19 protein-coding genes and 3 pseudogenes are annotated in these 22,508 nt (G+C 67.3%); 10 read left to right on the forward strand and 12 right to left on the reverse strand.

The annotated features are described in order from the left end of the window. The first annotated feature begins 316 nt into the window (after window positions 1-316). Window positions 317-781, forward strand: a complete 465-nt coding sequence (locus MUK52_RS04390; protein ID WP_284574746.1) for a LysM peptidoglycan-binding domain-containing protein — start codon at window positions 317-319, stop codon at window positions 779-781. Window positions 782-1,044: 263 nt separating this feature from the next. Here the strand turns inward: MUK52_RS04390 and MUK52_RS04395 are convergent, their stop codons facing one another. After that, window positions 1,045-1,563, reverse strand: a complete 519-nt coding sequence (locus tag MUK52_RS04395) for a hypothetical protein (RefSeq protein WP_284574748.1) — start codon at window positions 1,561-1,563, stop codon at window positions 1,045-1,047. Between the two features lie 268 nt (window positions 1,564-1,831). Between MUK52_RS04395 and MUK52_RS04400 the strand changes: the two are divergent. Continuing rightward, a pseudogene (locus MUK52_RS04400) lies at window positions 1,832-1,984 on the forward strand (helix-turn-helix domain-containing protein); the annotation flags it as partial. A gap of 30 nt (window positions 1,985-2,014) precedes the next feature. Then, the gene (locus tag MUK52_RS04405; RefSeq protein WP_284581809.1) at window positions 2,015-2,680 is read left to right on the forward strand and encodes a helix-turn-helix domain-containing protein; all 666 of its coding nucleotides are present in this window, start codon (window positions 2,015-2,017) and stop codon (window positions 2,678-2,680) included. A gap of 268 nt (window positions 2,681-2,948) precedes the next feature. On the opposite strand, the gene MUK52_RS04410 is transcribed toward MUK52_RS04405, so the two are convergent. From MUK52_RS04410 to MUK52_RS04440, 7 genes and pseudogenes are all read right to left on the reverse strand, one after another. After that, a complete protein-coding gene (locus MUK52_RS04410) occupies window positions 2,949-3,578 on the reverse strand; it encodes an HAD-IA family hydrolase (RefSeq protein WP_284574750.1) in 630 nt (209 codons plus the stop codon). Between the two features lie 279 nt (window positions 3,579-3,857). After that, on the reverse strand, window positions 3,858-5,105 hold the full coding sequence (locus tag MUK52_RS04415) for an MAB_1171c family putative transporter (RefSeq protein WP_284574752.1): 1,248 nt from the start codon (window positions 5,103-5,105) through the stop codon (window positions 3,858-3,860). Beyond that, window positions 5,102-5,665 carry a hypothetical protein gene (locus MUK52_RS04420; protein ID WP_174250376.1) on the reverse strand — a complete coding sequence of 188 codons (564 nt, stop codon included), beginning with the start codon at window positions 5,663-5,665 and terminating at the stop codon, window positions 5,102-5,104. The genes MUK52_RS04415 and MUK52_RS04420 overlap by 4 nt, the downstream gene beginning before the upstream one ends. Window positions 5,666-5,860: 195 nt before the next feature. Continuing rightward, the gene (locus MUK52_RS04425) at window positions 5,861-6,352 is read right to left on the reverse strand and encodes a hypothetical protein (RefSeq protein ID WP_284581810.1); all 492 of its coding nucleotides are present in this window, start codon (window positions 6,350-6,352) and stop codon (window positions 5,861-5,863) included. Window positions 6,353-6,584: 232 nt separating this feature from the next. Next, window positions 6,585-7,184, reverse strand: a pseudogene (locus MUK52_RS04430) (IS110 family transposase); the annotation flags it as partial. Window positions 7,185-7,576: 392 nt separating this feature from the next. Beyond that, window positions 7,577-8,380 carry a CPBP family intramembrane glutamic endopeptidase gene (locus tag MUK52_RS04435; protein ID WP_284574754.1) on the reverse strand — a complete coding sequence of 268 codons (804 nt, stop codon included), beginning with the start codon at window positions 8,378-8,380 and terminating at the stop codon, window positions 7,577-7,579. Window positions 8,381-8,399: 19 nt separating this feature from the next. Next, window positions 8,400-8,783, reverse strand: a complete 384-nt coding sequence (locus MUK52_RS04440; protein WP_162793165.1) for a hypothetical protein — start codon at window positions 8,781-8,783, stop codon at window positions 8,400-8,402. A gap of 383 nt (window positions 8,784-9,166) precedes the next feature. Between MUK52_RS04440 and MUK52_RS04445 the strand changes: the two genes are divergently transcribed. The 6 genes and pseudogenes from MUK52_RS04445 (at window position 9,167) to MUK52_RS04470 (ending at window position 16,075) form a co-directional block, all read left to right on the forward strand. Beyond that, a complete protein-coding gene (locus MUK52_RS04445) occupies window positions 9,167-9,502 on the forward strand; it encodes a histone-like nucleoid-structuring protein Lsr2 (protein WP_114055107.1) in 336 nt (111 codons plus the stop codon). A 777-nt stretch (window positions 9,503-10,279) separates the two neighbouring features. Further along, window positions 10,280-10,411 carry a hypothetical protein gene (locus MUK52_RS04450; RefSeq protein WP_281277917.1) on the forward strand — a complete coding sequence of 44 codons (132 nt, stop codon included), beginning with the start codon at window positions 10,280-10,282 and terminating at the stop codon, window positions 10,409-10,411. Between the two features lie 2,191 nt (window positions 10,412-12,602). After that, window positions 12,603-13,028: a hypothetical protein gene (locus tag MUK52_RS04455; RefSeq protein ID WP_162793164.1), complete on the forward strand. Its 426-nt coding sequence runs from the start codon at window positions 12,603-12,605 to the stop codon at window positions 13,026-13,028. A gap of 58 nt (window positions 13,029-13,086) precedes the next feature. Beyond that, window positions 13,087-14,385, forward strand: coding sequence for a ParM/StbA family protein (locus tag MUK52_RS04460; protein WP_284574756.1), 1,299 nt, complete (start codon window positions 13,087-13,089; stop codon window positions 14,383-14,385). A 25-nt stretch (window positions 14,386-14,410) separates the two neighbouring features. Next, window positions 14,411-14,801 (forward strand): annotated as a pseudogene (locus MUK52_RS04465) (transposase); the annotation flags it as partial. Between the two features lie 344 nt (window positions 14,802-15,145). Next, window positions 15,146-16,075: a hypothetical protein gene (locus MUK52_RS04470; RefSeq protein ID WP_342777148.1), complete on the forward strand. Its 930-nt coding sequence runs from the start codon at window positions 15,146-15,148 to the stop codon at window positions 16,073-16,075. A 111-nt stretch (window positions 16,076-16,186) separates the two neighbouring features. Here the strand turns inward: MUK52_RS04470 and MUK52_RS04475 are convergent, their stop codons facing one another. The 3 genes from MUK52_RS04475 to MUK52_RS04485 form a co-directional block, all read right to left on the reverse strand. Next, window positions 16,187-16,783: a MerR family transcriptional regulator gene (locus MUK52_RS04475; RefSeq protein WP_114055104.1), complete on the reverse strand. Its 597-nt coding sequence runs from the start codon at window positions 16,781-16,783 to the stop codon at window positions 16,187-16,189. A gap of 88 nt (window positions 16,784-16,871) precedes the next feature. After that, on the reverse strand, window positions 16,872-17,444 hold the full coding sequence (locus MUK52_RS04480) for a P-loop NTPase family protein (RefSeq protein WP_114055103.1): 573 nt from the start codon (window positions 17,442-17,444) through the stop codon (window positions 16,872-16,874). 387 nt (window positions 17,445-17,831) lie between these two features. After that, entirely contained in the window at window positions 17,832-19,013 is a 1,182-nt protein-coding gene (locus tag MUK52_RS04485; RefSeq protein ID WP_284574758.1) for a hypothetical protein, read from the reverse strand. 2,152 nt (window positions 19,014-21,165) lie between these two features. Between MUK52_RS04485 and MUK52_RS04490 the strand changes: the two genes are divergently transcribed. Further along, entirely contained in the window at window positions 21,166-21,918 is a 753-nt protein-coding gene (locus tag MUK52_RS04490; protein ID WP_284574760.1) for an NUDIX hydrolase, read from the forward strand. Between the two features lie 113 nt (window positions 21,919-22,031). Here MUK52_RS04490 and MUK52_RS04495 read toward each other — a convergent pair whose 3' ends face one another. After that, window positions 22,032-22,484 (reverse strand): NUDIX domain-containing protein, encoded by a 453-nt coding sequence (locus MUK52_RS04495; protein WP_284574761.1) that lies wholly within the window; start codon window positions 22,482-22,484, stop codon window positions 22,032-22,034. Window positions 22,485-22,508: the final 24 nt, after the last annotated feature.

Here is a 22,508-nt window from a genome sequence, read left to right on the forward strand (position 1 = left end):
GCTCGGATCGGCCAGAGCAGAGGAGAGACCGAAGCAGTTGGCCATGGCGGGGCGATCCCTTCGTTCGACCTGGCGGTCGATGGTTCGGGGAGCCATTGGCGATCTCTCTGGCAGGGTTCGCACTACCATTCAATCCCTTATTGCATCGACTTTGATGAGGCTATGAGTAGAATGCCAATGTCAGACGCGGATGACTCTGCATGCTGTTCATAGAGGAGTTGGGGCAGGGATGGCGGCTACGGTTCAGAGGCCAGAGGGGCCGGCGTCGAAGCCGACGGCACAGACGAGAACAACTGCCGGGCATCGCACCGGCCCGATGGGCTTCGGCAACGGGCCGCTGATCGCGGCCGGCGCCATGGCGGGCGGAGCGGCGCTCTTCGTCGGCTGGGGCCTGACGCAGCTCGCGACTTCCGACGGCGGCTTCACCCGGGCACTGCCGGGCAATCACGCCCCGGCCGAGGCACCGGGGAACCCTGACGAGAAGCACGCCGGAGGCAGCAGCGCCCAGCAGCCGAACGAGGGCGCCGCGGGGAAGCAGGACGAGAGCGGGTCGAGTCCGACTCCGGGGCCCGGTCGCGGCGGGGAGGACGAGCCCAACGGATCGGACGCACGGACCCAGCCCGCGCCGAAGGCGAAGCCGCCCACCGTCACGCCAAGCGATACGCTCGCTGCGATCTCGGGGGCGACGGGGGTTCCGATCGACATTCTGATCGAGGCGAAGAAGATCTTGAATCCGGACTTCATCCACGCGTGGGCCTCGCGGCTCCTCCCACCGGCGTGACGACGCGACAGGGCAACACCCTCACGTACCCGCGCCTGAATCGACGCCCTGACGCCGCGGGGCCATCAGGGCGTCGTCATCTCCTCACGGACCCGCGTGAGCCGGTCCACGGCACGCCTGCACTCGGCCTGAGTTCGACGCCCGGATCAGCTGTGCCGATCCCCCTCGTCGCGAGATTGCAGCGCCCTAAAAGTGACAGAGATCAGGCGACCCCGCCGGCAGCCTGACCGGCGGGGTCGCCTGATGGACAGGATCGTGGTCCCTCACGCCGCATCAGCCTCATCGGACTCACCTCGGCCAAACAGGAATCCGCGGACCTCGCCGTTCTTCATCATGTCCTGCAGATGCACCAAGAACACCGCACGCTGCGTGGCCCGACGATCGGCCAAGGGCTCGTACTCGCGCAGCACCTTCAGATTGACGACCCAGCCGTTCTCCCGAGAGATGGCCTGGTCAAGCTGCGAGTCCAGCACGACGTCCATCCCGGTGAAGTCGTGGTCGAACTCGGAAGCGACGTCCAGGTGTTGGTTCGGCCCGTCGACGTAGAGCGTGTCGACGCCGACCTGCCGGCCGGCCTCGTCGAACGCCACGAGGAACACGCGGTCTGCCCGAGTGGTGTTGTCGACGTGGACCGCTGCGACGTTGGCATCAGCGAGGAAGCTCGTCTCCTCGAACCGCTCGGACACGCGGGCGCGAGCCTCGTAGCACCACATGATGCGCCGGGCTTCGTTGAAACCTTCGAACTCGCCAGAGTCGGACACCTCTGGGTGAGACTGGATCATCGGTGGGATCCTTCCAGGTTCCTGGCCCGTTGCATGACCGGGTCCGGTGGACCCGCCTTGTACAGGGCGGGTAGTTCAGCGATGGACTAACCACAGGGCATACGATCGACGCGCGAGCAGAGCCCCACCATCAGGCGCGATACAGAAACGTACGTTAGATGCATGGATCGATCAAGCCAGTTTCCGTTAGGGTTCTCTCATCAGCACCCGAGGTCTAGACCGCCAAGTCGCAGGAGTTCATGTGCCACGTCAATTCGACGGCAGCCGAGTGCGAGCTGTCAGACGGGGCAGGGAGCTCAGCCAGAAGGAGCTGGGCGCGAGAGTGGGCGTCAGCGGCCCCACCGTGGCGCGATGGGAAAGCGGCGAGGAGTTCCCCAAGGGGGAGAAACTCCCGGGGATCGCGTCGGCACTCGGTCAGGACCTTGACGTCCTCTTTCCCTACGACGGGCCCGTGGACCTGCAGTTGCTCCGCTGCGACGCCGGCCTCAGCGTGGCGCAGGCCTCCGAGGCCATCAACGCCAGTCGCGTGCCGTTGAGCAACGCGGAGTCCGGCAGGCGTCGGCTCCAGGACGCCTACGTGGGACCTCTGTCGCACGCCTACGGGGTGACGACGGAAGAGCTGCTGGCCGCGCAGGACGTCTCCTTCGGGCTCCGCAGGGGGCGGCCGCCGAGGGAAGCTCGTCCGTCTGCACCTCGCACCGTCGGTGAGAAGATCAACTATCTGCTGGAGCACGGGTACGCGGGCCGGACGCCTCCGTCCAACGAGCAGATCGCGCAGGCCGTCAACGAGCACAGCGGCACGACGCACATGACTGCCGATGACATCGCCACGCTGCGTTCGGGCGCCCCGACGACTGTCTCGGGCGCAGTACGTGCCGGCCTGGCCCACGCTCTCCAGGTCGACACCGCCCTCTTCCAGGACGACGCCGAGTTGAGCCCCGCGGCCGGTGAATTCCTCGAAGCCATCCGCTTCCTGGGGTCGATCCGCCAGGGCCAGATCCTCGGGCTCGCCGCCCGGGGCAACCAGGCGGGGCTGTCGGCCGAGATGATGGCCAAGATCAACGAGGTCGTCGGAGAGCTGAAGAACAAGCTGCCGGGCGAGCAGAGCGAGCAGTGACGCCCTTCGCGGCTGGGCTGGAGCTCTTCGCGGCTGGGCTGGAGCTCGGGGCACTCCCCATGCGGCGTGTCGAGGTAGACGACGGCCGGGCTTCGCCCGGTGGCGGAACACCACCTTCCGCGTGCCGGATGCGGTCCCGCTGTCCTGACGCCCACGACCAGGATGCCGAGCCGCACCGGCACAACGCAGATCCCCGGCTGTCGACCACCTTGCAGTGAGGTGGTCGACAGCCGGGGGCGGCCGGACCAGCCGCCCGCTCGGGGGACGGCTACGGCACGGCGGTGAGGTCCACGCCCAGCAGGTTCGACAGGTCGACCACCGTCTGCCTGGGATCCTTGTTGTGCACCCCCGCGAAACCGAGCTGCTCCGCCGCCTGGACGTACGCCTCGGTGTCGTCCACGAAGACGCACCGCTCGGCAGGCATCTCCATGAGCTTGAGCGTGATCTCGAAGAGCTCGGGGTCGGGCTTGCGCAGCTGGTGGTGCTCGGAGATCACCACGACGTCGTACAGCTTCTCGAGGTCGTAGCCGTCGTAGAGGTCCCAGGGCGCGAGGCCCACCGAGTTGGACAGGATGCCCACCTTGATCCCCGCTCGCCGCGCCGCGGCGGCCGCGTTGATCAGCAGCGGCTCCGGACGCAGGCCTCCGAAGATCCTGCCCATCAGGTTGTCGGGAGAGACGCCCAGCTTCTTGCCGGCGAACTCGTTCCACTCGGTCTGGCTGACCGCTCCGCGCTCGAGGTCGCTGGTGATCCGGACGCCCTCTTCGTCCTGGTACAGGGCCGAGATGCATGCACCCTGGGGAAGCCCTTCACGCTGCTCGAAGGCGAGCACCACGGGCAGGAGCGGTGTGGTGAGCACGCCTCCGAAGTCGAGGACGAGGCCGGTGTGCTGAGACATGCAGGAACTCCAGTGCTGAGAATCTGGGCGCCGCCCGTACGGGACAGCGTTCCGGCCCCGGCATACGCGTGGCGGCGACAGCGCCTGCGCTTCGCTTTCCAGGGTCGGCGGTATTTACAGGGCGGAAGGCGATGCCACCCACTGTATGGCCCACGGTACCCGCCACCTCTTTGCGGGACTGGTCTGGCGGCCCCGCCCGAATCCGAAGGGCGGCAATAGCACCTGGGCCCTGTTTTCTATTTCACGCGACCTCCCAATTGAGTCGACTTCTTCAGCGTTTTACGCATCCGGTTCAAGACTCAGCTCCGCAGACTGCTCCAGAAGCTCTTGAGCGTCGCCCGGGGTGATGACCGCGTAGGCCTTGCTCACTCGCACGAGCCAAGCGGCCTCGCTGTTCGTGTCGACGAAAGGTTTCTCCTGGAGCGGGCCCGTCGCGTACTGGCTGGGCTTCGTGGTGGCAGCGGCACGGAGCGCCGCGGCGATCCAGTACGCCTCGGCGCCCGGCTCGGGGTCGGGGTGCGACGCGGCTGCCTCCTCAGCAGTCCACAGGAGCGTCTCCGGGGCGTAGTACCGGAGCTTCTCGCAGGCATCAGCGATGTCCTGGGTCCATCGGTCCAGGCGGACATCGCTGGGGACGCGCATGTGGATCAGCTCGGCCAGACGCGACCCGGGCGGGTAGAGACTCGTTCCGGGGAAAGCCTTTACCAGGTCGAACCAGAGCGGGTGAAGCCGGTAGAGGGTCTTCCATGTCTTCCAGCGAGCAGCAACGACGCTGGTGGTGGGGATGCTCGCGCCTACGGCCACGATCAGGAAGAGCAGGTTCATCCACATCGCCGTGAGATCGATGAGCATCTCCATTGTGGAATGACTCAGCGGGAAAAATACCGCCGTCCACACAATGATGATTCGGGCCGTCGTGTGGAGGAGCCCCATCCACATCGAGATTCCCATGAGCCTGAGACCGACTCGCATACTGGTCGTCTCGGCTTCTCGCGCCCCCCGCGACCACTGGTAGCCGCAGACTGCGGCTGTGACGAGCGGGAAGAAGTAGAAGACGCTCATATACACAGCGGCGCCCAATTCCCCTGCGTGATCGCTGAGGAAGTCCTCACTTTGCCGCCGACGGTCCACAACGGTGAAAAAGAGAATGGTGAGCAGGGTCACGCCGATCGCGCCCACCGGGTAGGAGGCACGGGCGATCCAGCGCGACACCGTGACGTGCCGTGGCACCACGGCTTCGGAGCTCTTGCCGTAGCTGGTCGCAACGTACGTCAAGGACGCGATGAGGGCGGCGGTGCTGGCGAAGTGTCTCAGGAGAGCGTTCAGATCATTCACGGGGATGCGGTCCACGGCCTGCATGGCTGCTGGTGTGTAGAGCCACAGGGCCACGGAGAATCCGGCGTAGCCGCCCCAGAGGGCTCGGCGGTGCGCGTCACCGTACCGGACGGCGGGGAATCGCCAGACGGCTATGAGGGTCATCACGGCCGCGGTCAGGTACCTGAAGAAGTCGAGCATGCCGTCCGTCATGCGTTCTTGGGGCCACGCCGCGGCGGAGCAACGGGGTGGGAGAGCGAGGACTCCAGGAGGCTGACCATGTCGTCGCCGGCCAACGGCTGACGGCGGGCCGACCGCTTGATCAGGGACGCCGACAGCTCGGCCTGCTGCTCCTCCGGGCTGTCGTAGTTCACGCGGCCTTGGACCAGAGCCACGGGGAATCGACGGAGGACTTCCTCCCGGATGTGCTCAGGGACGTATCGCTCGACCTCTTCATCGGTCAGGGTGCTCCCATGGTCCAGCCACTCGTGCGCCAGCTCATGGAGGATGATGTGCTCGGTCTGGTTCCGGCTGGACCGGCGCCGGTAGAGCACGACCGTGAACTCCGGCGTCCTGACTCGAAGGCCGCAGGCTGTGCCCAGCCCTCCATCCGGGTCGTCAAAAGGCACCAGCCGAATCTGACGCTTCAGCGCATGCTCCATGTTTCGGACCAGCGCCTCGACGCTGAAGGGAGTGGGCACCGGCAGATCGGCAAGCAGCTTCTCGCATTCCTTCAAGAGCGCGCGTCGCGAAGGGTCCCTGCGCCACTGCATGACTGCTCTCGCGAGGTGCATCGGCGTTCTACCGCCTGGTTCTGCACGCAACCCGCCACTCTCCCCGCTCCGGGCGGTCCCCCGTAGAGCAGCCCACCTCATCGCCCCGTCCCCCTCGCCCCTGCCCCGTTTGCCTTCGGAGCTCCAACCCGCCCCGCGCTCAGTCATGCGTCGGCAGGCTGAGCCAAGTAGTCGTCAGACTTTTCGCGTGTGCAGTGAACCCTCGCTTCGCTGCCCAGCGTGACGACGTGTGGTGACCATGTGCAGCACGTCGTAGACGACGTCCAGCACCATTGCCACGGCATCCACCGCCCGCCCGGGTGTCTGCTTGACCGCGCCGCCCCGCTGCGCCGCGCAGACCGCGACGGCAGCGGTGCAGAGACAGAACAGGCCCATGCCTATCGGTAGACCCGAGACACCGGCGTGCGGTTCCATGAAGTACGGGATTTCAGCGGCAAGTTCGAACGCAATGGTGAACGCGAAGGCCAACGCGATGACGGCGCCCGTGAACGCCCGGGTAACAGTGCGGTGGACTGGTCGTGGTCCACGGACACCGCACAGGCGGAGGATGTCGTCGAACGGCTGCGCCCGGCGCTTGGCTTCCTCAACGATGTTCCCGGCCGCCCTGCGTACGGCACGGTGGCTGACCGTAGGCCCCTTGCCGACGCGGCGAGCTTTCCACCGCATGTACTGGCCTTACCCCCGTTGCGGAACAGAACAGCATGACCGGGTCAACCAAAGGTGTTGAGCATCCAGTCCACTTGAGAGTTCGTACGATATCCCTACGCACAACGATCCTGTCAAGTCGATTGCATTTACAGTGCGTTCGGGTGTAGGCGGGATCTGCGCTCGCCGTATGGGGCTGCCGACGGCGAGCGCCGCGGGCACCATCGTCGAGGGGTACTCGGCGTGGTGACGTCCGACTGGGGGCGGCCTTGCGCAGTGCGGCCGGGGATCCGTGGCGCTCGACGGGCCTGCTGACGGCAGGGTGGTCCGGCCGTAGACCCAGGACCAGCTTCCAGTCATGCGTGGAACCGGATGAGCAGGCCGCTTATCCGGTCGCTGGTGCGGGTGGCTTCTGCGGCGAGGTCCTGGCCGAAGCCTTTCAGGGCGGTGAGTTCGGCGGTGATTTCGTCGGTCAGCTCGAGCGGGCGCAGGCTGTGCGGCGTTGTCCGGACCGCATCCGCGATCACTGCCGCGTCCTTCGCACCGGCTTTCGCCTCGCCCGGGTAGAGGTAGGCGATCCGTCGCATGGCGAGCCCGGGCAGGTAGGCGCCCACGCAGCCGGCGTCGCGGGCGACGGTCAGGGGCAGGGCGCCGATCGAGGCGGGCTACCACGATGGCCAGGGCGGTGGCGAACTTGGCCTTGAGCTCTTCGAAGACGGCGCGCAGCTTCGGTTCGCTGTTGGGCATCGGCTTGTCGAAGACCTTCTTCCCGGCCGGGGTGAGCCCGTGGCCGTGGGGCGGTCCTGCCGACGTCCATTCCGAGGAAGACGCCTGTGCCTTCGGTGCCCGACATCGCATGCCTCCGCAGGCGTTGACTGTGTCGGCCTCGGCGGTGGCTCCGTGCTCGCGCATCAACGGGTACCCCGAAGAGGTGGTTCCAGCTGATGGGGCGGGGTGGGTTCGTAGAAGGTGCCGTCTCGGAGCATCGCGAAGAGGATGTCGGCTCGGCGTCTGGCGAGGCAGAGGAGGGCTTGGGCGTGCCGGCCCCCTTGACTGATCTTCTTGTCGCATCAGCTGCGGGAGGTCGGTTGGCCGGGGCAGCGAACGCAGAGAGAGGAAGGCTCGTTTGGGCGCCGGATCCGTCGCCGACGTCGATGAGGATGCGCCCTCGGTCCTGACGCCGATCCCCGGCATGGACGTCAGGACCTTGGCAACATCGTTTTCAGAAAAGGCTGAGTACCTCGCTCACTGCATCCCGGCCTCGCCTCCCGAGGCCTTGACCGCGCCTGGCGCAGTCAAGCCGGCGACCCGCCGGTAGAGCCCAAAGGCACAGCCGGCGAAAGCCAGGTACAGGAGCGCCGCGGAGACGGGGTTCGCCAGAGGGAAGAGCACCTGTGCCGGGACAAGGGCGGCAGCGAGGTTGAAGCCCAGGTGCAGGAGCACACAGGGCCACAGCACGCGCGTGTGTTCGTAGATCAGGGCCAGGAGCACCGCCAATGGCAGGGTCGAGGCGAACTGCACGGCGTTGCCGTGCAGCAGGCCGAACACCACGGCGGTGACCAGCGTGGAAGCGAGGATGTTCACCCGCTTGCGCAGCAAGGGGTAGACCAGCCCCCGGAACAGGGCCTCCTCCCCCGCAGGAGCCGCGACCATGGCGAGCAGCAGGGTCGTCAGCACTCCGGCCGCGTGCCTCGTCTGGTTCGACGCGTCGAAGCCCGCGGACCCGGTCGTGGCGTAGATCCACAAGGCCGTCGACTGCCCGGCGAGGAATGCCAGAACGGCGCAGCCGACGGCGGTCCGCCCGAAGCGCGGAACTTCCACGCGCGGCCGCGGGGCCGGCGCATGCGCGAGCCACTGGGGCCGCTGGATCCTCACTGAGCCGACCAGGATGACCACAAGCATGCCCAGGACGCAGGTCGCGACGATGGGCTCTCCGATGAGGCTGACTGCGACGGTGCCCAGACCGAGGTAGACCGCGACGACGGCGAACGGCACGAGGGCGCACCACCCGATGCCGAGCAGACGCGAAGTGGTCGGTGGCGTCGTCATGGTCTCCTCCTGTACGGGCTCAAGCACCCGTGGTGATCTGTATCGACTGCTCGATGTCGATGGCATCGGGGTCGGCGTCGAACCCGCTCCAGGGATGGGGGATGGTCTTCGGCGCGGCGACGCGCAGCGGGCGGGCAATCGAGATCGCATCGCGCACCGGCCGGCGGTTCGCGTACAGCACGGGCATGACGTCGGAGACAGTGCCGAGCCCGGCGAGCAGACGCAGCAGGCGGGTCTCCCAGCGCTTCTCGGGCCGGTGCACGCAGGTGTATGCCTCGATCGCCTCGCAGAGGACGTGGGCACCGCAGACCCCGGTGTGGGCGTAGGCCTCGTCGATCCGGCGCGGGTCGACAGTGATGTCCGCGGTCGAGCCCGGCGCGAACTCCTCGTGGTGGTCGGTCACCAACGTCGTCCAGCCCGGGACACGCGCGGCGGCGACACTGCGGTGGCCGTTGATATCGGCTCGTTCTCCGTCAGGTACTGATCCGACCATCCTGTGCGCTGACACAGCGGCGTGAAGAGGTCGATGTCCTCGTCGGTGAGCGAGTGGTCGTCGGCGGCATGAAGCGTGGACATGGTGGAGGCCCTCTCGATGAGGTCGCTGGTCGGTGGAGAACGAGGTACGAGACACCCTTGCAACGTTGCTGCGATTTTAGCAGTAACAGTCACTCCTTCTGCCGATTCACCAGCATTTTTGAGCCTCATTCGTGTTCCAAATGGCGCACTTATATCGAATGAGTTCGACAGGCTTTCCAAAGTCCTTGCGCATCGGCTACCCTCACTGGTATGGCTATTCGAAGCATTGTCGAGTCAGATCTCAGCGGTAAGCCGGATGCGGCTACCGTGACCTTCGGCCTGGGAGACACCTGGTACGAAGTCGACCTCACAGCTGAGGAGAAGAAGGCCCTTGAGGCTGCGCTGAAGTCGTACCTGGAGGTCAGCCGGAAAGCCGGGAAGCCTGCGCCCAAGAAGCGAGTCGTACCTGAGACGACTGCCGAGGAGCGAGACAAGATCCGCGCGTGGGCCAAGGAAGAGGGCTACGAGTTCGCGGATCGGGGGCGCATCCCGAAGAAGGTCATGAAGGCCTACGACGAGGCTCACGGCATCGATCGGAGCAACTAGCGCCGAGCCTGATGCTCGCCTCCGGGCCGATTTCTCTCATTCACCCCCAAGGGGCCCTGCAGCACACTGCAGGGCCCCTCGCGCGTCTTCAGACCGGATGGATCACATGTGGTCCCCACAGCTCACGCTGCTCACACTCGAGCCGTGCAGCGGATGGTGCCGTGCGAGAAGTGCCCGGCACATCCGGCATGAGCTGCTCCTGGCTTCGCTTCGGGCATCCGGGCTTCCGGCAGAGGTCGCGGAAGGCCGTGCACAGTACCTGAGCCCCGGCCTCGCGGAAGGCCCGGGCGGCGTCGACCACCTGCTGGTTCTGCTGGAATCCGGCTGCTTCCGGGCCGACCAGTCGGCGGGAAAGATGATGAGCTCCGAGCCTGCGTCCCGCACATCGGTTCCACCCTCGCGTCAGCCCCTTGGACAGTGCTCCGAAAGAGGCACCGGCCGGGTGACGTTCCTGGGCCCACGGCCGCGCCAGGCGTCGTCGAACGCCTTACGCATGCTCTTCGCCTCGTTCCAGCTGCGGGAACCGGCGACCAGGACGACGTGCGAGAACGATTCTCGAATCATTTCAGCAATCATTCGATTCTCCTCTCCTGGTGACTCGGCGGTCTCCACAGCTGGAGTCGAGAGCCGCGGTCCTGGCCTCTGTGCCGGCGCGGCGGCCTGCGTGCCGCTGCCCCATTCCGGCCGCCCGGTACTGGACCCGATCACGGCCAGTCCTTCTCCCGTTGGAGCTAGACGCGAATCCGATCGTCACCACACATCGGCATGAGGTGGACGATGTACATTGCGTCACCGCTGCGGGGGATGTTCACGGTGACGACCGTGCTGTTCTCGTCGTCAGTCGAGTCGACGTCGTCGACGTCCCCGACTTCGCCGGAGCGCATCCTCGGCAACGGCTTCGCTGTTTGACTTCTACAACTTCGGCACGCAGCGGGCTCCTCCATCGCAGGACGAGTTCAGGCCGGGGCCATGTCGTGGTGTGCCTCTTCGTGGACTCGAGTGGAGTAGCGACCATCGAGTGCGGACCCCGGCGGGTCCGCGCGATCTCGATGTTCAGCCCAGCTCCCGTGGCGGCCCTGTCGGCTGACGACCCGGAAGGTTCCGCTGGGGTGATCTACCCCGGGCCGGATCGCACTGCCGGCCACCGCGCGATGCGTCACTTCTCGGCTGCGCCAGGCGCTGCGTGCCCGCCCATCCACTACCGCACCGTTCGCCCCTGCCCACACGTCTGTGGACTACTGCGGCGGGGCGGTGTCGGGGGTCGTCTCTCAAGCGCAGGGCCGGCATGGCCAGAGGAGGCGCCGGAGACCGACGGACCGGCGAGCCAATCGACCTCTGGGACCCCTCGGCCATGTCTGACACGTCATCGGAGCGGAGTGAAGAGGCCGAGCGGAGCGAGGGTCCTCAGGACACGTGTTATCAGATTCCCTTATGCCCTTTCACTTCTCTGTCGCCATCCCACCGTTCCCCGGCTGGAGCAGTGGCGAATGCCTGGAACATCAGGGGAAACGGGCCGTACCCTCTCGACTCGTACCCCTCCCCCGTTTCGTTCAGCGGGGGTACGGGGCAGGCTGTCTCCCCTGGTCATCACGTCTTCGGGCGGTACTGCTGTTTTGCCGTTCGGGATAAGGCCGTACCCCCGTGCCGAGCCGACCTCGTGAGGCACGAACGAGGCGGGGTACGGGTCTGCTCGCGACGGGGCACAGCTCCGGTGAATCCCCTTGCCGCCGCGGGCGGCACAGCCCTCGCCCAGCAGCGGATCCGTCCTCTCGCGCCGTCGCTCCGGCCGTGGATGACGCTCGACTTCATCGCTCGCCGCTGACGGCGCAGCCGGCCTCGCACCATCGTGCTGCGCCGGCTGCACCAACCTGGCTTTGCTGTGCCGCAGTCGTTGCTCCGGTGCTGCTGCGGCAGCGTGCCGGCGCACGTCACGCACCTCGGCCGAGGCGGGCGTTCGGCACTGCCTTGTCGACACGATCCGGCCCCGGCCGTGTTTCGTTCGCGCTTGCACGGCAAGCCCGGGGCGGTCTCTCGTGGACGCATCGGAAGAAGAGAGCCCCGGCTGCTGCGACCATCTGCCCATCGGGCACAGCGAGCAGCTCGAGGGGTATCGGAGCGTTGTCGCCTTCCTCCAGGCGGTGGCCTCCACAGTGATGCCTCCGAGCCTCTTCCACCCCCGCGGCCCATGCTGCGCAAGCACGTCGTTCCTCCCACGCTCGCTGGGCGTGGGGGCCTACTCCCCCCTTCGACCCTTCTCTCTCTGCGTGACCTCGTCGGGTCGATGACGCCCCTGTGCCGACCGCCGCACCGGCACTGCGTCGGTGTCCCGCTCAGAGCTGTGCCGGCCACGCTCCGCCGGCGTCCGTGACCGTCGCAACGTACCCGCCGGAGGGCTGCAGCAAGAGGTGCGGTCAGGCCTCGCGGCCCCGTGGATCAGCGCTCACCTCGCGTCTCTGCGGTGACCCATCGGAACGTGCAGGGGCCGTGACCGGGACACGTACGAGACACCGACTGCTGCTCCTGGGTCCCTCGAAGTCCCACGCGTGTCCGCACAGCATCTCGCGCGCGCCCCAACGGTGCCGCCCCCGTGTCGCACACAGTGCCCTCGGAGGACACATCTGCATCGGGAAGCCGGGTGGTGTCTCTCACGAGACACAGTCGGGACACGAGTGGAAGCCTGCGTGTGCCCCCGTGCGGCTCACCCGAGACCACGCCCTGACGCCAGGTGTCTCGCAGGTGTCCCGTGCGAGCCCTTGCTGCGTTGCACGGGGGACTCATGGGCGCATGGCGCCCTCGGCTTGCGCCCAGCCGTCTCCGGCAGGGGCACTGCGGCGTCTCACGGGCGCCACCACCAGAGACGACTCACGACACCAATGGAGCCTGACTCGTGTATCGAGTGGGACTTGCATGGGCTTCGACAGGGACACTAGAGTCGACTCATAGTGATTCACATTCAAAAGAGAACATGAAGGGTGGTGAGTCCATGTGACAAAGCGAGAGACATCCCGCGAACGACCGGATGGAGTGCAGGAGCGAGTGGCAGGGCGAGGTGGGTGTGATGGCGAATCGGCCGAGTGAACCTCGCAAGGTCCGCTGGACCGTGCCCGCTGCCGACACCTCGGTGATCGAGTGGCTCGATCAGCAGGAGAACATCTCGCAGTCGCTGCGACTGCTCATTCGGGAGTCCATTCAGCGCGACGGATACGTCGACGTCTACTACAAGCCCGTCGAGCAGCTGCCGCGTCGCGGCCGGCCGCCCCTGGAGAGCACCGAGCAGCGCGAGGACGACGAGGCGGTCACCGAGCGCCGTCCGGCCGCCATGCCCGTTCGGCGGCCACAGCCCGTGGTCTCCGACCAGGCCGACGCCGTCGTCGAGAAGACGGCACCAGCGCCGGTGGCCCGACCCGAGCCGGTTGCAACACCTGTTGAGACGGTCGAGGACCCTGCGGTAAGTGCCACCGGCCCGAACCCGGAGCCTCCGAAGCAGGCCTCCATTGACGAAATCATGGCGAGTACTCGGCGCTGAGTGACGCGGTGAATCTCATTTTCCAGGCAGACGACACAGACACCGAGGGACCGAATTCATGAGCGCCAACAGCAACGACATCATCACCCTCACCGGCGGCATCGACGTCGGCAACGGCTACGTCAAGGGCGTCATCCAGAATACGAAGCGGGAGATCTTCGACGAGATCGATCTGCCCAGCGCAGTCGTCTCGACGTCCCGCACCTCGCCGAAGGTGCCGCTCCCCGACGCGGATGCGGCCTCAGTGATGGCCGGAGACTTCTACAACCAGATCGACTGCTCACTCACCACAACCCTGGTGGCGGCGTCGGACCGCCGGATCTTCGGTCGGGCAGCGCTGAGCGTGCGCGGCTCGAAGTTCACCGAGTTCGAGGTACTGGGCAAGCACTCCAAGGCTGATCAGGAGCTGAGCAAGGTCCTGGTCCTGGGTGTCTTCGCCGCGAAGGCCCTGCGCGACTACGTCCGCGAGAACGGCGCGCTGCCCGGTCACGAGCTGCGCGTGCAGGTACGCGCCGGCCTGGCGCTACCGATCTCCGAGTTCGTCGCGCGCCGCCACGCCTACGCCGCAGAGTTCATCGGCCTGCTGGGCAGCTCCGACCCCGCGGTGCACCTGGTGACGATCAAGAACTTCAGCACCCCGGTCTCGGTGCGCCTGCAGTTCGTCGACGTTCAGGTGATGGCCGAGGGTGCCTCCGCGCAGTTCGCCATCACCGACAAGGGCGAACCGCTGGCCCAGGCTCTTCTCGATGATCTGCGCACTCGCGACGCATCCGTGGTGGAAGGGGTCTCGGCCTCCGATCTGGTGGCGGTGCAGAACACCATCGGTGTCGATGTCGGTGAGGGCACCGTGAACTTCCCGGTCTTCACCGATGGGCGTTTCAACCCCGAGGCGGCAGCCACGCTCGACGAGGGCTACGGCACCGCGCTGATGAACGCCATGGAGCGCATGAGTGAGTCGGACGCCACGCTGCAGTTCTCCTCGCGCAAGCAGCTGGCGGACTTCCTCCACGCGAAGCCGTCTGTGCTGGTGAGGAATCGTCACCAGCGCGCCGTCGGCTTCGTCGAGGACGAGGCCGGCTACCTGGTCGACGAGATCGTCTCTTCCTTCGGCGACGTCCTCTCCCAGGCCGGTGCGACGACCGAGGTCGTCTACGTCTACGGCGGCGGCTCGGGCCCCATCAAGCACCTGCTGCACCCTGCGCTTCTGAAGGCCGCCGGCGATGTGCCCGTGCTCTACCTCGACTCGAGCTACTCGCGGCACCTGAACCGCGAGGGCCTGTACATCGCGGCACGGCACGTCGAGCAGCAGGCCCTCGCCGCGAAGCCCGCGGGCAAGCACAGTAGGGCGGTGTCTTGATTGGCGATAGATCGTTGCTCCGGGCATGGACATGGTTGAACGACTGGTGCCGGACGGGCTGTGGGAGATCTTCCAGGACGTGGCGCCGGAGCCGCCGATACGTGCTCAAGGCGGAGGTCGGCGGCGGTGCGACGACCGTGCGGTCCTGGCCGCGATCATCTTCGTCGCCCCTCGGGCTGTACTTGGCGGCAGTTGCCGCCGGTCTTCGGTGCCTCCTGGCAGACGGTGCACCGGCGTTTCGCAGACTGGTCAACGGCGCGGGTCTGGGCCAAGCTGCACCGTGTGGTCCTCGATCGACTTGGTGTGAACGGCGAGCTGGACTGGTCGCGCTGCGCGATCGACTCGGTCAGTGTCCGGGCGGTCAAAGGGGGCCGATGACTGGACCGGCGACGCCTGGTTCAGCGAAGCGCAGTTCTCCGGCATGGCCGGGTTCAGCCGGGCGCAGTTCTCCGGCACCGCCAGGTTCGACCGGGCGCGGTTCTCCAGAGAGGCCGGGTTCGACCTGGCGCAGTTCTCCGGCACTGCCTGGTTTGACAGGGCGCGGTTCTCCAGCAACGCCTGGTTCGGCGAGGTGCAGTTCTTGGTGACTTCGTGGTGGGGCCCGGTGGTGTGCGGGGGGACGGTGGATTTGTCGGGAGCGGTGTTCGGGGCACCGGTAATGCTGGAGGTCGCGGCGAGACAGGTGATGTGTACGCGGACCCGTTGGCAGTCGACCGCGACCGTCCGGGTTCGCCATGCTTCTGTGGATCTTGGGCATGCGGTGTTCGAGGCCCCTCTCGCCCTCACCGCGATCGTGGACGAGAGCACGTTGTCGGGGAGCGGGGCGGTGCGAGTGGTGTCGGTGCAGGGGGTGGACGCCGCGCATCTGGTGCTGACCGACACCGACCTGTCCGACTGCCTGTTCTCCGGGGCCTTCCACCTCGACCAGCTCCGGCTGGAGGGCCGCACCACCCTCGCTTCCACCCCCACCGGCTGGCACCGCAAGGGCATATCCCCGGTCCGCTGGACCCGTCGGCGCACGCTGGCCGAGGAGCAGCACTGGCGGGCGCAGACCGCCGGACAGCTCTCTGTCCCCGTCGGCGCTCCGCCCGAGCTCGGCCGGTGGCGTACCGGCCTGCACCACCCCGACCCCGTCCTTACCCCGGACCCCGACGACATCGCCCCCCTGTACCGGCAGCTCCGCAAGGCGTTCGAGGACGGCAAGAACGAACCCGGGGCCGCCGGCTTCTGCTACGGCGAGTGCGAGATGCGCCGGCACGACCGCAGCGGCACTCCGAAAGCTGAACGCCGCCTGCTGTGGGCGTACTGGCTGCTCTCCGGCTACGGTCTGCGCGCCGGCCGCGCCCTGGGCTGGCTCGCCGCGGCCATGGTCGCCACCGTCGTGCTGCTGATGGCCTTCGGCCTGCCGATGTCGTCCCCGAAGCAGAAAGCCACCGGCACCGTCCCGGCAGGCGGCGGCACCGTCACCTTCGTCATCGACAAGCAGGACGTGAAGAACCCCACCGGGGACAGGTTCACCGGCAAACGCTTCGACAAGGCCCTGAACGTCACGCTCAACTCCGTGGTCTTCCGCTCCAGCGGCCAGGACCTGACCACCATCGGGACCTACATCGAGATGACCTCCCGCGTCCTCGAACCCGCCCTCCTCGCCCTCGCCGTCCTTGCCATCCGTGGCCGCATCAAGCGCTGATGTTGTCGTGGTCGCTGGGGTTGTCCGCGCCGCAGGTGCAGCCCCAGCCACGGCCGGCGTGCTTGGCGGCGGCAAGGTGGCCCAGCCGGATTTGTGATGGATGGACTTCTGTCACTGGGCGGGGGTGCGGGCGGCCTGGGCGAGGAGGCGTTCCCAGGTGCGGGTGGAGCTGCCGTGCTGCTCGGCCAGGGCGGCAGCGAGGCGCGTGCGGGGGGTGTCCGGTGAGGCAGTGAGGGCTTGTGCGGCGAGGCGGAGGCGGGGGTCGTCTGCGTAGGCGTGCGCCTTGGTGGGGCCGCTCTTGCCCGGGGGGCGTCCGCCGCCCTGCCCTTGGCGGGGCGGGGTGTCGCGGCGGGCTTCGATGTCCTGGCGGGTCCAGAGGCGGAGGCCGTAAACGGTGGTGCCTCTGGGGAGGTAGTTCTGGCTGGCGTACGCGCGGATGGTGCCGGGTGTCACTCCGAGGAGGGCTGCGGCTTCCTGGTCGTTGAGCAGGTCGTCGGGGTGCGGTGAGGCGGGCAGCGGGGGGATGGGCTGTCCGTTGAGGTAGGCGTGGACCTGGGCCTGGTCGTAGACGAGTACGCGGCCGTCGAAGAGGGCGGGTACCCGTTGCCGGAAAGCTGGTGCGTCCCGGCGTCTCCAGGTGGTGAGGGGGACGCCGGCTCTCTCGGCGATGTCCCGTTCGTTGATCACGGGGCGGTTGCGGGGGATCACAGGGTTCCTTCGGGCTGTCGGGGGCGGCGCGCCTTGTATGCTGGGGGTGCTTCCCCGCGCCGGCGTCAGCTGGTCGTGGAGATGCTGGTTAAGGGCCGGTGGTGTGCCGGGCCGCTCGTGAGCGGCTCTCCGCCGGCCCTTTCGCTGTCTGCTGCCTCCAGCGCCGGACTTGGCGCGGGCTGCGGAGCCGTACGACCTCGACCCCCAGGCCGGCGGTCTCGGCTATCTGCCGGGCGTACCGGGGCCGGTTGGTCCGGTACTTGCGGATCGCGGTGCGCAGCAGGGACCGGCGGGCGAAGAACGCCGCGGACCAGGTGAGGCGCCGGGCCTGGGCGCTGTCCTCGCGGCCGGCAAGCTGGCGCAGGCTCCGGCGGACGATCCGGTACAGGATCAGCGGCAGCGGGAAGTCGAGCCAGATCAGGGTGTCGGCCCGGTGCCAGACGACGTCCGCGAGCTTGGAGAAGTTCCCTTCGACAATCCATCCGTCGGTCGCGGTGATCGCTGCGGCCTGCCGGCGGAACTCCTCCAGCGGCAGCGGCCCCTCGGGGGTGAACAGGATGTCGTCGAGGTCGGTGTGGGGTTCGTTCAGTTCCGTCGAGAGCCAGCGGGCGAGCGTCGATTTCCCGGTGGCCGGGGGCCCGAACAGTGCGACCCGTCGCATGTGCGCCTCATCTCTGCAAGGTTTGACACAAAAAACCTTACAGCATTTTGAGCCGTCCATGTCGGGCTGCAGGCCGCTTCGGGTGCCGCCGGAGGCGGCTCCTTGGCCCCGCAGGGGCGGGCCCGCGACCGAAGGGAGCTTCAAGGGGCCCGGCGCGCAGCGCCTGCCCGGAGGGCAGAAGAGAGCCGCCCGTGGCCGCAGGCCACTCAGGGGGCGGCGTTTCCCCTGGGTCCGCCCCGCGACCGAAGGGAGCTTGAAGGGCGGACGCCAGCCGCTTGCGGCTGTCCTTTTCCCGCACGCCCGCCCCCTTCATGATCATCACGAAGGGGGCGGGGCGGGTGGTCCGACCGGGGGCCGGACCCGGTGACCGGGTCCGGCCCTGCGGTTCTACAGGCGGGGGAACAGGGCTCGTGCGGCCTGGGGGTGGCGGTGGAGCATCCGCAGGAAGTCGCCCTGGAACGCGGCTCGCCCGGCGGTCTCTGCGGGGCTCATGTCGCCCACTCCCTTCTTCGTCTTGACGATCACCCCGTCCATGATGCTGATTCCTGCGCCCCCCAGGTCGCTGAACACGTTGGTGCGCAGGTGCAGGAACACCCCCGCGTCCTGCTCGGCGATCGTCACCGCGTAGGCGAGATCGGCGAGCGGGTAGACGTACGCCTTCCGCGACCGCTCCACGGGCTCGGACAGAAGCTCGGGGCGCAGCCCCCGGAGGTAGTGCGCGAGCGTCGCCCGGGTCGCCGTCCGCAGCGGTACGTCGATGTCCTGCGGGTCGAACTCCCGGACCACGGGCCGCCGCCACATTCCGGCCGTGCCGGTGGTGCACACGCGCGTGATCTCGTCGTACATCCGCCGCAGCTTGCGGTGGATGTAGGTCAGGTCGGCGTGCAGATCCGGGCTGGCCAGGCTCTCCCAGCCGTCCGGCAGGCGGTACTGCGCCGTCGCGGTGGCCGTGTGGGTGGAGAGCGCCGGTACCGGCTCCAGCACCCGCAGGGCGTCCCCGTCCACGATGTCCGCGCTGATCAGCGCCCCCAGAACGGACGCCTCCTCGACGATGCGGCGCGACCGGACGGGGGAGAGCCGCCCCGCCCGCACCGCCCGCGCCGCGACGGCCGCGCGCTCGGCCTGCGTACGGCCCACAAGGTGGGCGTGGAACCGCTTTTCGCCCTGGATGGACTCGCGGTCGACGGTGTGGGGGTCGTAGCTCCAGGAGACCACCGGGCTCAGCTGGTAGGCGCGGCAGTGCTCCGCGAACCGGGCCGCAATGACCCCCAGCGCCCGGCCGAACTCCGGCGAGTGGTCGTGCAGCCCCGGACGGGGCTCGGTTCCGGCCGACATGAGCATCAGCTCGTACAGGGCGTGCGGGCTGCGCTTGTCGGTGAGGGCGTATGCCTCGTCGGCCGACATGTTGATGTGCGCGAGCACGTTGGTCCAGCCGTAGACGTCGTGGACGGTGCCCATGCGGCGGAGGCCGTTCACGTACCCCGGGAACCCCTTCGCCGGGAGCGAGTCCACGACCGGGATGTCCCTGCGTCGGTTCTCCAGAGAGGCGGGGAGTAGCTGACGGGTCATTCGATTTCCTTCCCTAGACACTGGTCGCCGGTCGGGGTGTGCCGCCCCTTCCGACAAGACAAACTTTACAGCATTTAGCACCACGAGTCAGCGAAAACCGCAGGTCAAAGCCGGTTTATTGGCGGGCTCGGTGGGGAGTGCCGGCCGGGGGTCACAGCAAAGGGCGGTGATGGCTGGCCCGGTGCGCGCAGCTTGCTGCGCAGGGCCAGCCACCAGGCCGGTGAACGCGCCGAAGGCGCCCGGCCTGGCGTCCCGCGCTCGCGCGGGATGGTCTGGCGGTGAACGCGCCGAAGGCGCCCGCCAGACCACCCCGGAGGGCCGCCAGGCCCTCCGGGGCGTCCCCGCCCGACCTGTGACCCCCGGCCGCCACCCCCCACCGAGCCAAGAAGGGCCGCATCCACGAACACTGGACAGCGTGGCAGCCAGAGCACGCCGAGCAGGGCGGGGACGGTGCCCATGCGGCGGAGGCGCGCATTGCGTCGATGAGCCAGTCCACGGGCACCAGCCTGCGGAACATGGCGAACCAGCCCGGGGTGCTGGTGTCCAGACGCTCCACCTCGCGGGCCGGCGGCCGACGGCTGATGCCAGAGATCGCGCCTTCGACTGCGGCGACGCCCTGCTCGGCGAGGGCGTCGTCGACATACTTGTAGTAGAGGAGGGTGTGCTCGGTGCGCCCGGGCATGGCGATCTCCCCGGAAGATGTGATGGATTCGGCAGTGAGGCCCCCGGCGCTGCTCTGCAGCGGAGCGCCTGGCTCACGGCTGCACTCCTGGCGTGGACGTGATCTTCCGAAGGCCAGACCGGATCAGCTCCGCTGATCATGCAGAAACGGCCGGAGCTGCGGCTGCTCGCGTTGTTCATTCACCGACACGCTCTTGGGTACGACGACGTCGTGGTCTTCCACGGTCGTGTAAGGCCTGGTGAGTGCGCGGCTGCGGCCAGTGCAGTTCGACGAGCAGGTTCCTGGGCCACTCGTCGATGGTCAGCGGGAAAGGAGGAGCACGGCGGCTGCATTGGCCACCTGCGTCCATCCGTATGCGGTCGCGTCGAGACCATCGGAGTTCATGAGCTTCGGCCAGTGCGGTGAAGACGCTGCCGGCGTAGGTGAGAGCACAGAGGCTGGCCAGGGAGAGCAACCACAGGCGGCTGCCAGGCAGGGCGTGGGAGTAGCTGGGACCGGCTGTACTCCAGGCCCGGTCCGGTTCTTCGGGGCGGGAGCAGAAGCACCGCGGCGCTCCCGGACAGTGCGCGGGCGCAGGCGTTGACCAGAACAGCGTCGGTAGTCCCGCTGTGGAAGCGAGGCACCTCCCGTGTGATCCGGCGAGCGCGGCTCCGATGTTGACGCAGAAGTGGCGCCACAACCAAAGCGGCCGTGTCGGCCGCTGTCGCAATACCGGTCTTGTCGGATGCCGCAGCAGGCACCAGGCGATGGGTGAGCCGACGGCGACGGCTACGAAAGGAGCGATCTGCCTGGCTCGATCGGGATACAGGTCGCGCACGGCGACCGGGTCGCCGGCGCCCAGCGGGCGCACGCCCTCCCTGCCAAAGGCCGGGGGGCTGCGTTTTGGCAACCACCTCGGCGAAGATCACGGTTTCCTTCTAGATCGCAGTTGAAAGGGAGAAGCAGCCGCTCAGCGTGTTTCGCTGTAACCGCACTCGGAGCACGTGTGCGTGACCTTCTTGCCAGCGCGGATGCCGTAGGCGATCGACTCCATATCGCTGGCGCAGTTCGGGCAGTTCATGGTTCGGCTCCTGGCGGAACAGGGATGTTCTTCAACGTCGGATCCGGATCAGCTCTGCTGATCCCTTGTGCTCACTGCCTTCACGGGGCGAGTAGGGCGGGCCACGAAAAAACACAGCACCCCGGCGCCGCGCCTGCCCGAAGGCAGAGCGCGCACCGGGGTGCTGGGGAAGTCGGAGCTGCAGATCTCCAGGGACACGCCCCAGGGATCATCTGCAGCGCTCAGAAATCAAACCTCTTCCGTGGTCGGTCTGCACGGTGTGCCCCACTGGCGTACGCCGAGGATCAGCCGGCGCACCTGACTCCTGAAGGTGTAGCTGTGGCCGGCATGGACGTTCTGGAAAGAGACCGCCATCCTTCGATCCGGACCAATCTACTCGCACGTCGCACGCGATGTGAGAGCATAGGTCAGTGACTAACGCATCCTCTGGTGTAGAGATTTTCGATGTCCGTCGCATCCGCTTTGTCGAAAAGGCGTGGCACCCAATTTCTGAGCCAGACCGCCTGACGATGGAACGTGCTTGGTCTGAAGCGGTTCAGGAAAATCCGAACCTTTTCGATGGGCCCACAGTGGCTTGCATGGATGTAGAGTGGAAGGAACCAGGGAGTTTGATTCTCTCCTGGGCAAGGGCGGCATACAGATACCGTATGCTGCGTCAGATTCCCGACGCTCCCTCCGTTTCATCCGTTTTCGTGTGCGTTGCCCAGCCGACGGAGGACGGACGTCTTTTGGTGGCCCGTATGTCTTCTTCAACGTCCACCCCCGGCCGATGGCAACTGCCGGGGGGCTCCATGGAGCCCCCCCTCAGGGGTGAGTCTCTCGATGTGACTCCGCTTCGCCGACATGCGGCCCGAGAGCTTATGGAGGAGCTCGGCATCGACACATTGCCTGAATCCCTGTCTCTGTGGGTTGTCACGCGTGGCGCGCGGGGTAGTGTCGGTTTTGTGTTTCGCGCTCCTGCTCTGCCCGCCGAATTCCTGCATCAACGATTTGCGGCTTTGGTGTCCTCGGAGCGAGAACAGGGTCGGGCTTCTGAACTCGACAGGATCGCGCTGATCGACTCCGAGGCCGAGTTGTCCCGTCTTGCCGGGGAACAAGTGGACTACCTGCAGCCGATCGTCCGCCGGAATTTTGAGTTTTCTGGTTCTTCTGGTTCCGCTTAGTTCCTGTCGAGGGTCTGGGTTGGGTTCCCCCTCCCAGGGGAGGCCCGTCGGTTTTCTCTCTGTGCATGGTGCGGCGTGTGCTGCCTGGTCCGATGGCCAGGCAGCACTTGCAGTCATTCCTCGGTGAACTCCAGGCCGGTTTCAGGCACGTACTGGGCGGGACGTGTCGTGCGGGGAGGCCAGATCCGTGAGACTGCGTGTGCTTGTGCGTCTCCCTCCGGCCCCCAGCCGAGCAGCAGGTTCGCCTGTCGAGCAGGAATGAGTACTCGTTGGTACTTCTCCCCGGTGTCGCGGTCTGGGGCTGCGGAATCGAGGCCCCGCAGGAGTGCTCCCAGGCGCAACTGAGCGTAAGGCGGACGGCCGTGCTCTCGCACTTGCTGATAGCCCAGCGGGTAGGGGGTGCTCAGCCTTGCTTGCACTTCTTCCGCTGCCTCGCGGGCCAGGGTTTCGCAGGGGCTCTCCCCGGCTTCGGGGCGCCCTCCCGGCAGGCTGGGAACGCCGTGCCGGTCGAGCATCACCAGAACGCGGCCATGTGGATCGACGAGCCATCCCCAGGTCTGTTGCACTGGTATCTCTTCGGGCGGTGTGAG

This window comes from Streptomyces sp. 2P-4 (assembly GCF_030167965.1).
Lineage (GTDB): Bacteria > Actinomycetota > Actinomycetes > Streptomycetales > Streptomycetaceae > Streptomyces > Streptomyces globosus_A.

What these genes read in the sequence shown, in the direction of transcription:
- MUK52_RS04415 (WP_284574752.1), bottom strand. Translation starts at nt 5,105, where the DNA reads ATGACGGACGGCATGCTCGACTTCTTCAGGTACCTGACCGCGGCCGTG.
- MUK52_RS04450 (WP_281277917.1), top strand. Translation starts at nt 10,280, where the DNA reads ATGTACATTGCGTCACCGCTGCGGGGGATGTTCACGGTGACGACCGTG.
- MUK52_RS04480 (WP_114055103.1), bottom strand. Translation starts at nt 17,444, where the DNA reads ATGCGACGGGTCGCACTGTTCGGGCCCCCGGCCACCGGGAAATCGACG.
- MUK52_RS04390 (WP_284574746.1), top strand. Translation starts at nt 317, where the DNA reads ATGGGCTTCGGCAACGGGCCGCTGATCGCGGCCGGCGCCATGGCGGGC.
- MUK52_RS04445 (WP_114055107.1), top strand. Translation starts at nt 9,167, where the DNA reads ATGGCTATTCGAAGCATTGTCGAGTCAGATCTCAGCGGTAAGCCGGAT.
- MUK52_RS04410 (WP_284574750.1), bottom strand. Translation starts at nt 3,578, where the DNA reads ATGTCTCAGCACACCGGCCTCGTCCTCGACTTCGGAGGCGTGCTCACC.
- MUK52_RS04460 (WP_284574756.1), top strand. Translation starts at nt 13,087, where the DNA reads ATGAGCGCCAACAGCAACGACATCATCACCCTCACCGGCGGCATCGAC.
- MUK52_RS04420 (WP_174250376.1), bottom strand. Translation starts at nt 5,665, where the DNA reads ATGCAGTGGCGCAGGGACCCTTCGCGACGCGCGCTCTTGAAGGAATGC.
- MUK52_RS04425 (WP_284581810.1), bottom strand. Translation starts at nt 6,352, where the DNA reads ATGCGGTGGAAAGCTCGCCGCGTCGGCAAGGGGCCTACGGTCAGCCAC.
- MUK52_RS04435 (WP_284574754.1), bottom strand. Translation starts at nt 8,380, where the DNA reads ATGACGACGCCACCGACCACTTCGCGTCTGCTCGGCATCGGGTGGTGC.
- MUK52_RS04485 (WP_284574758.1), bottom strand. Translation starts at nt 19,013, where the DNA reads ATGACCCGTCAGCTACTCCCCGCCTCTCTGGAGAACCGACGCAGGGAC.
- MUK52_RS04395 (WP_284574748.1), bottom strand. Translation starts at nt 1,563, where the DNA reads ATGATCCAGTCTCACCCAGAGGTGTCCGACTCTGGCGAGTTCGAAGGT.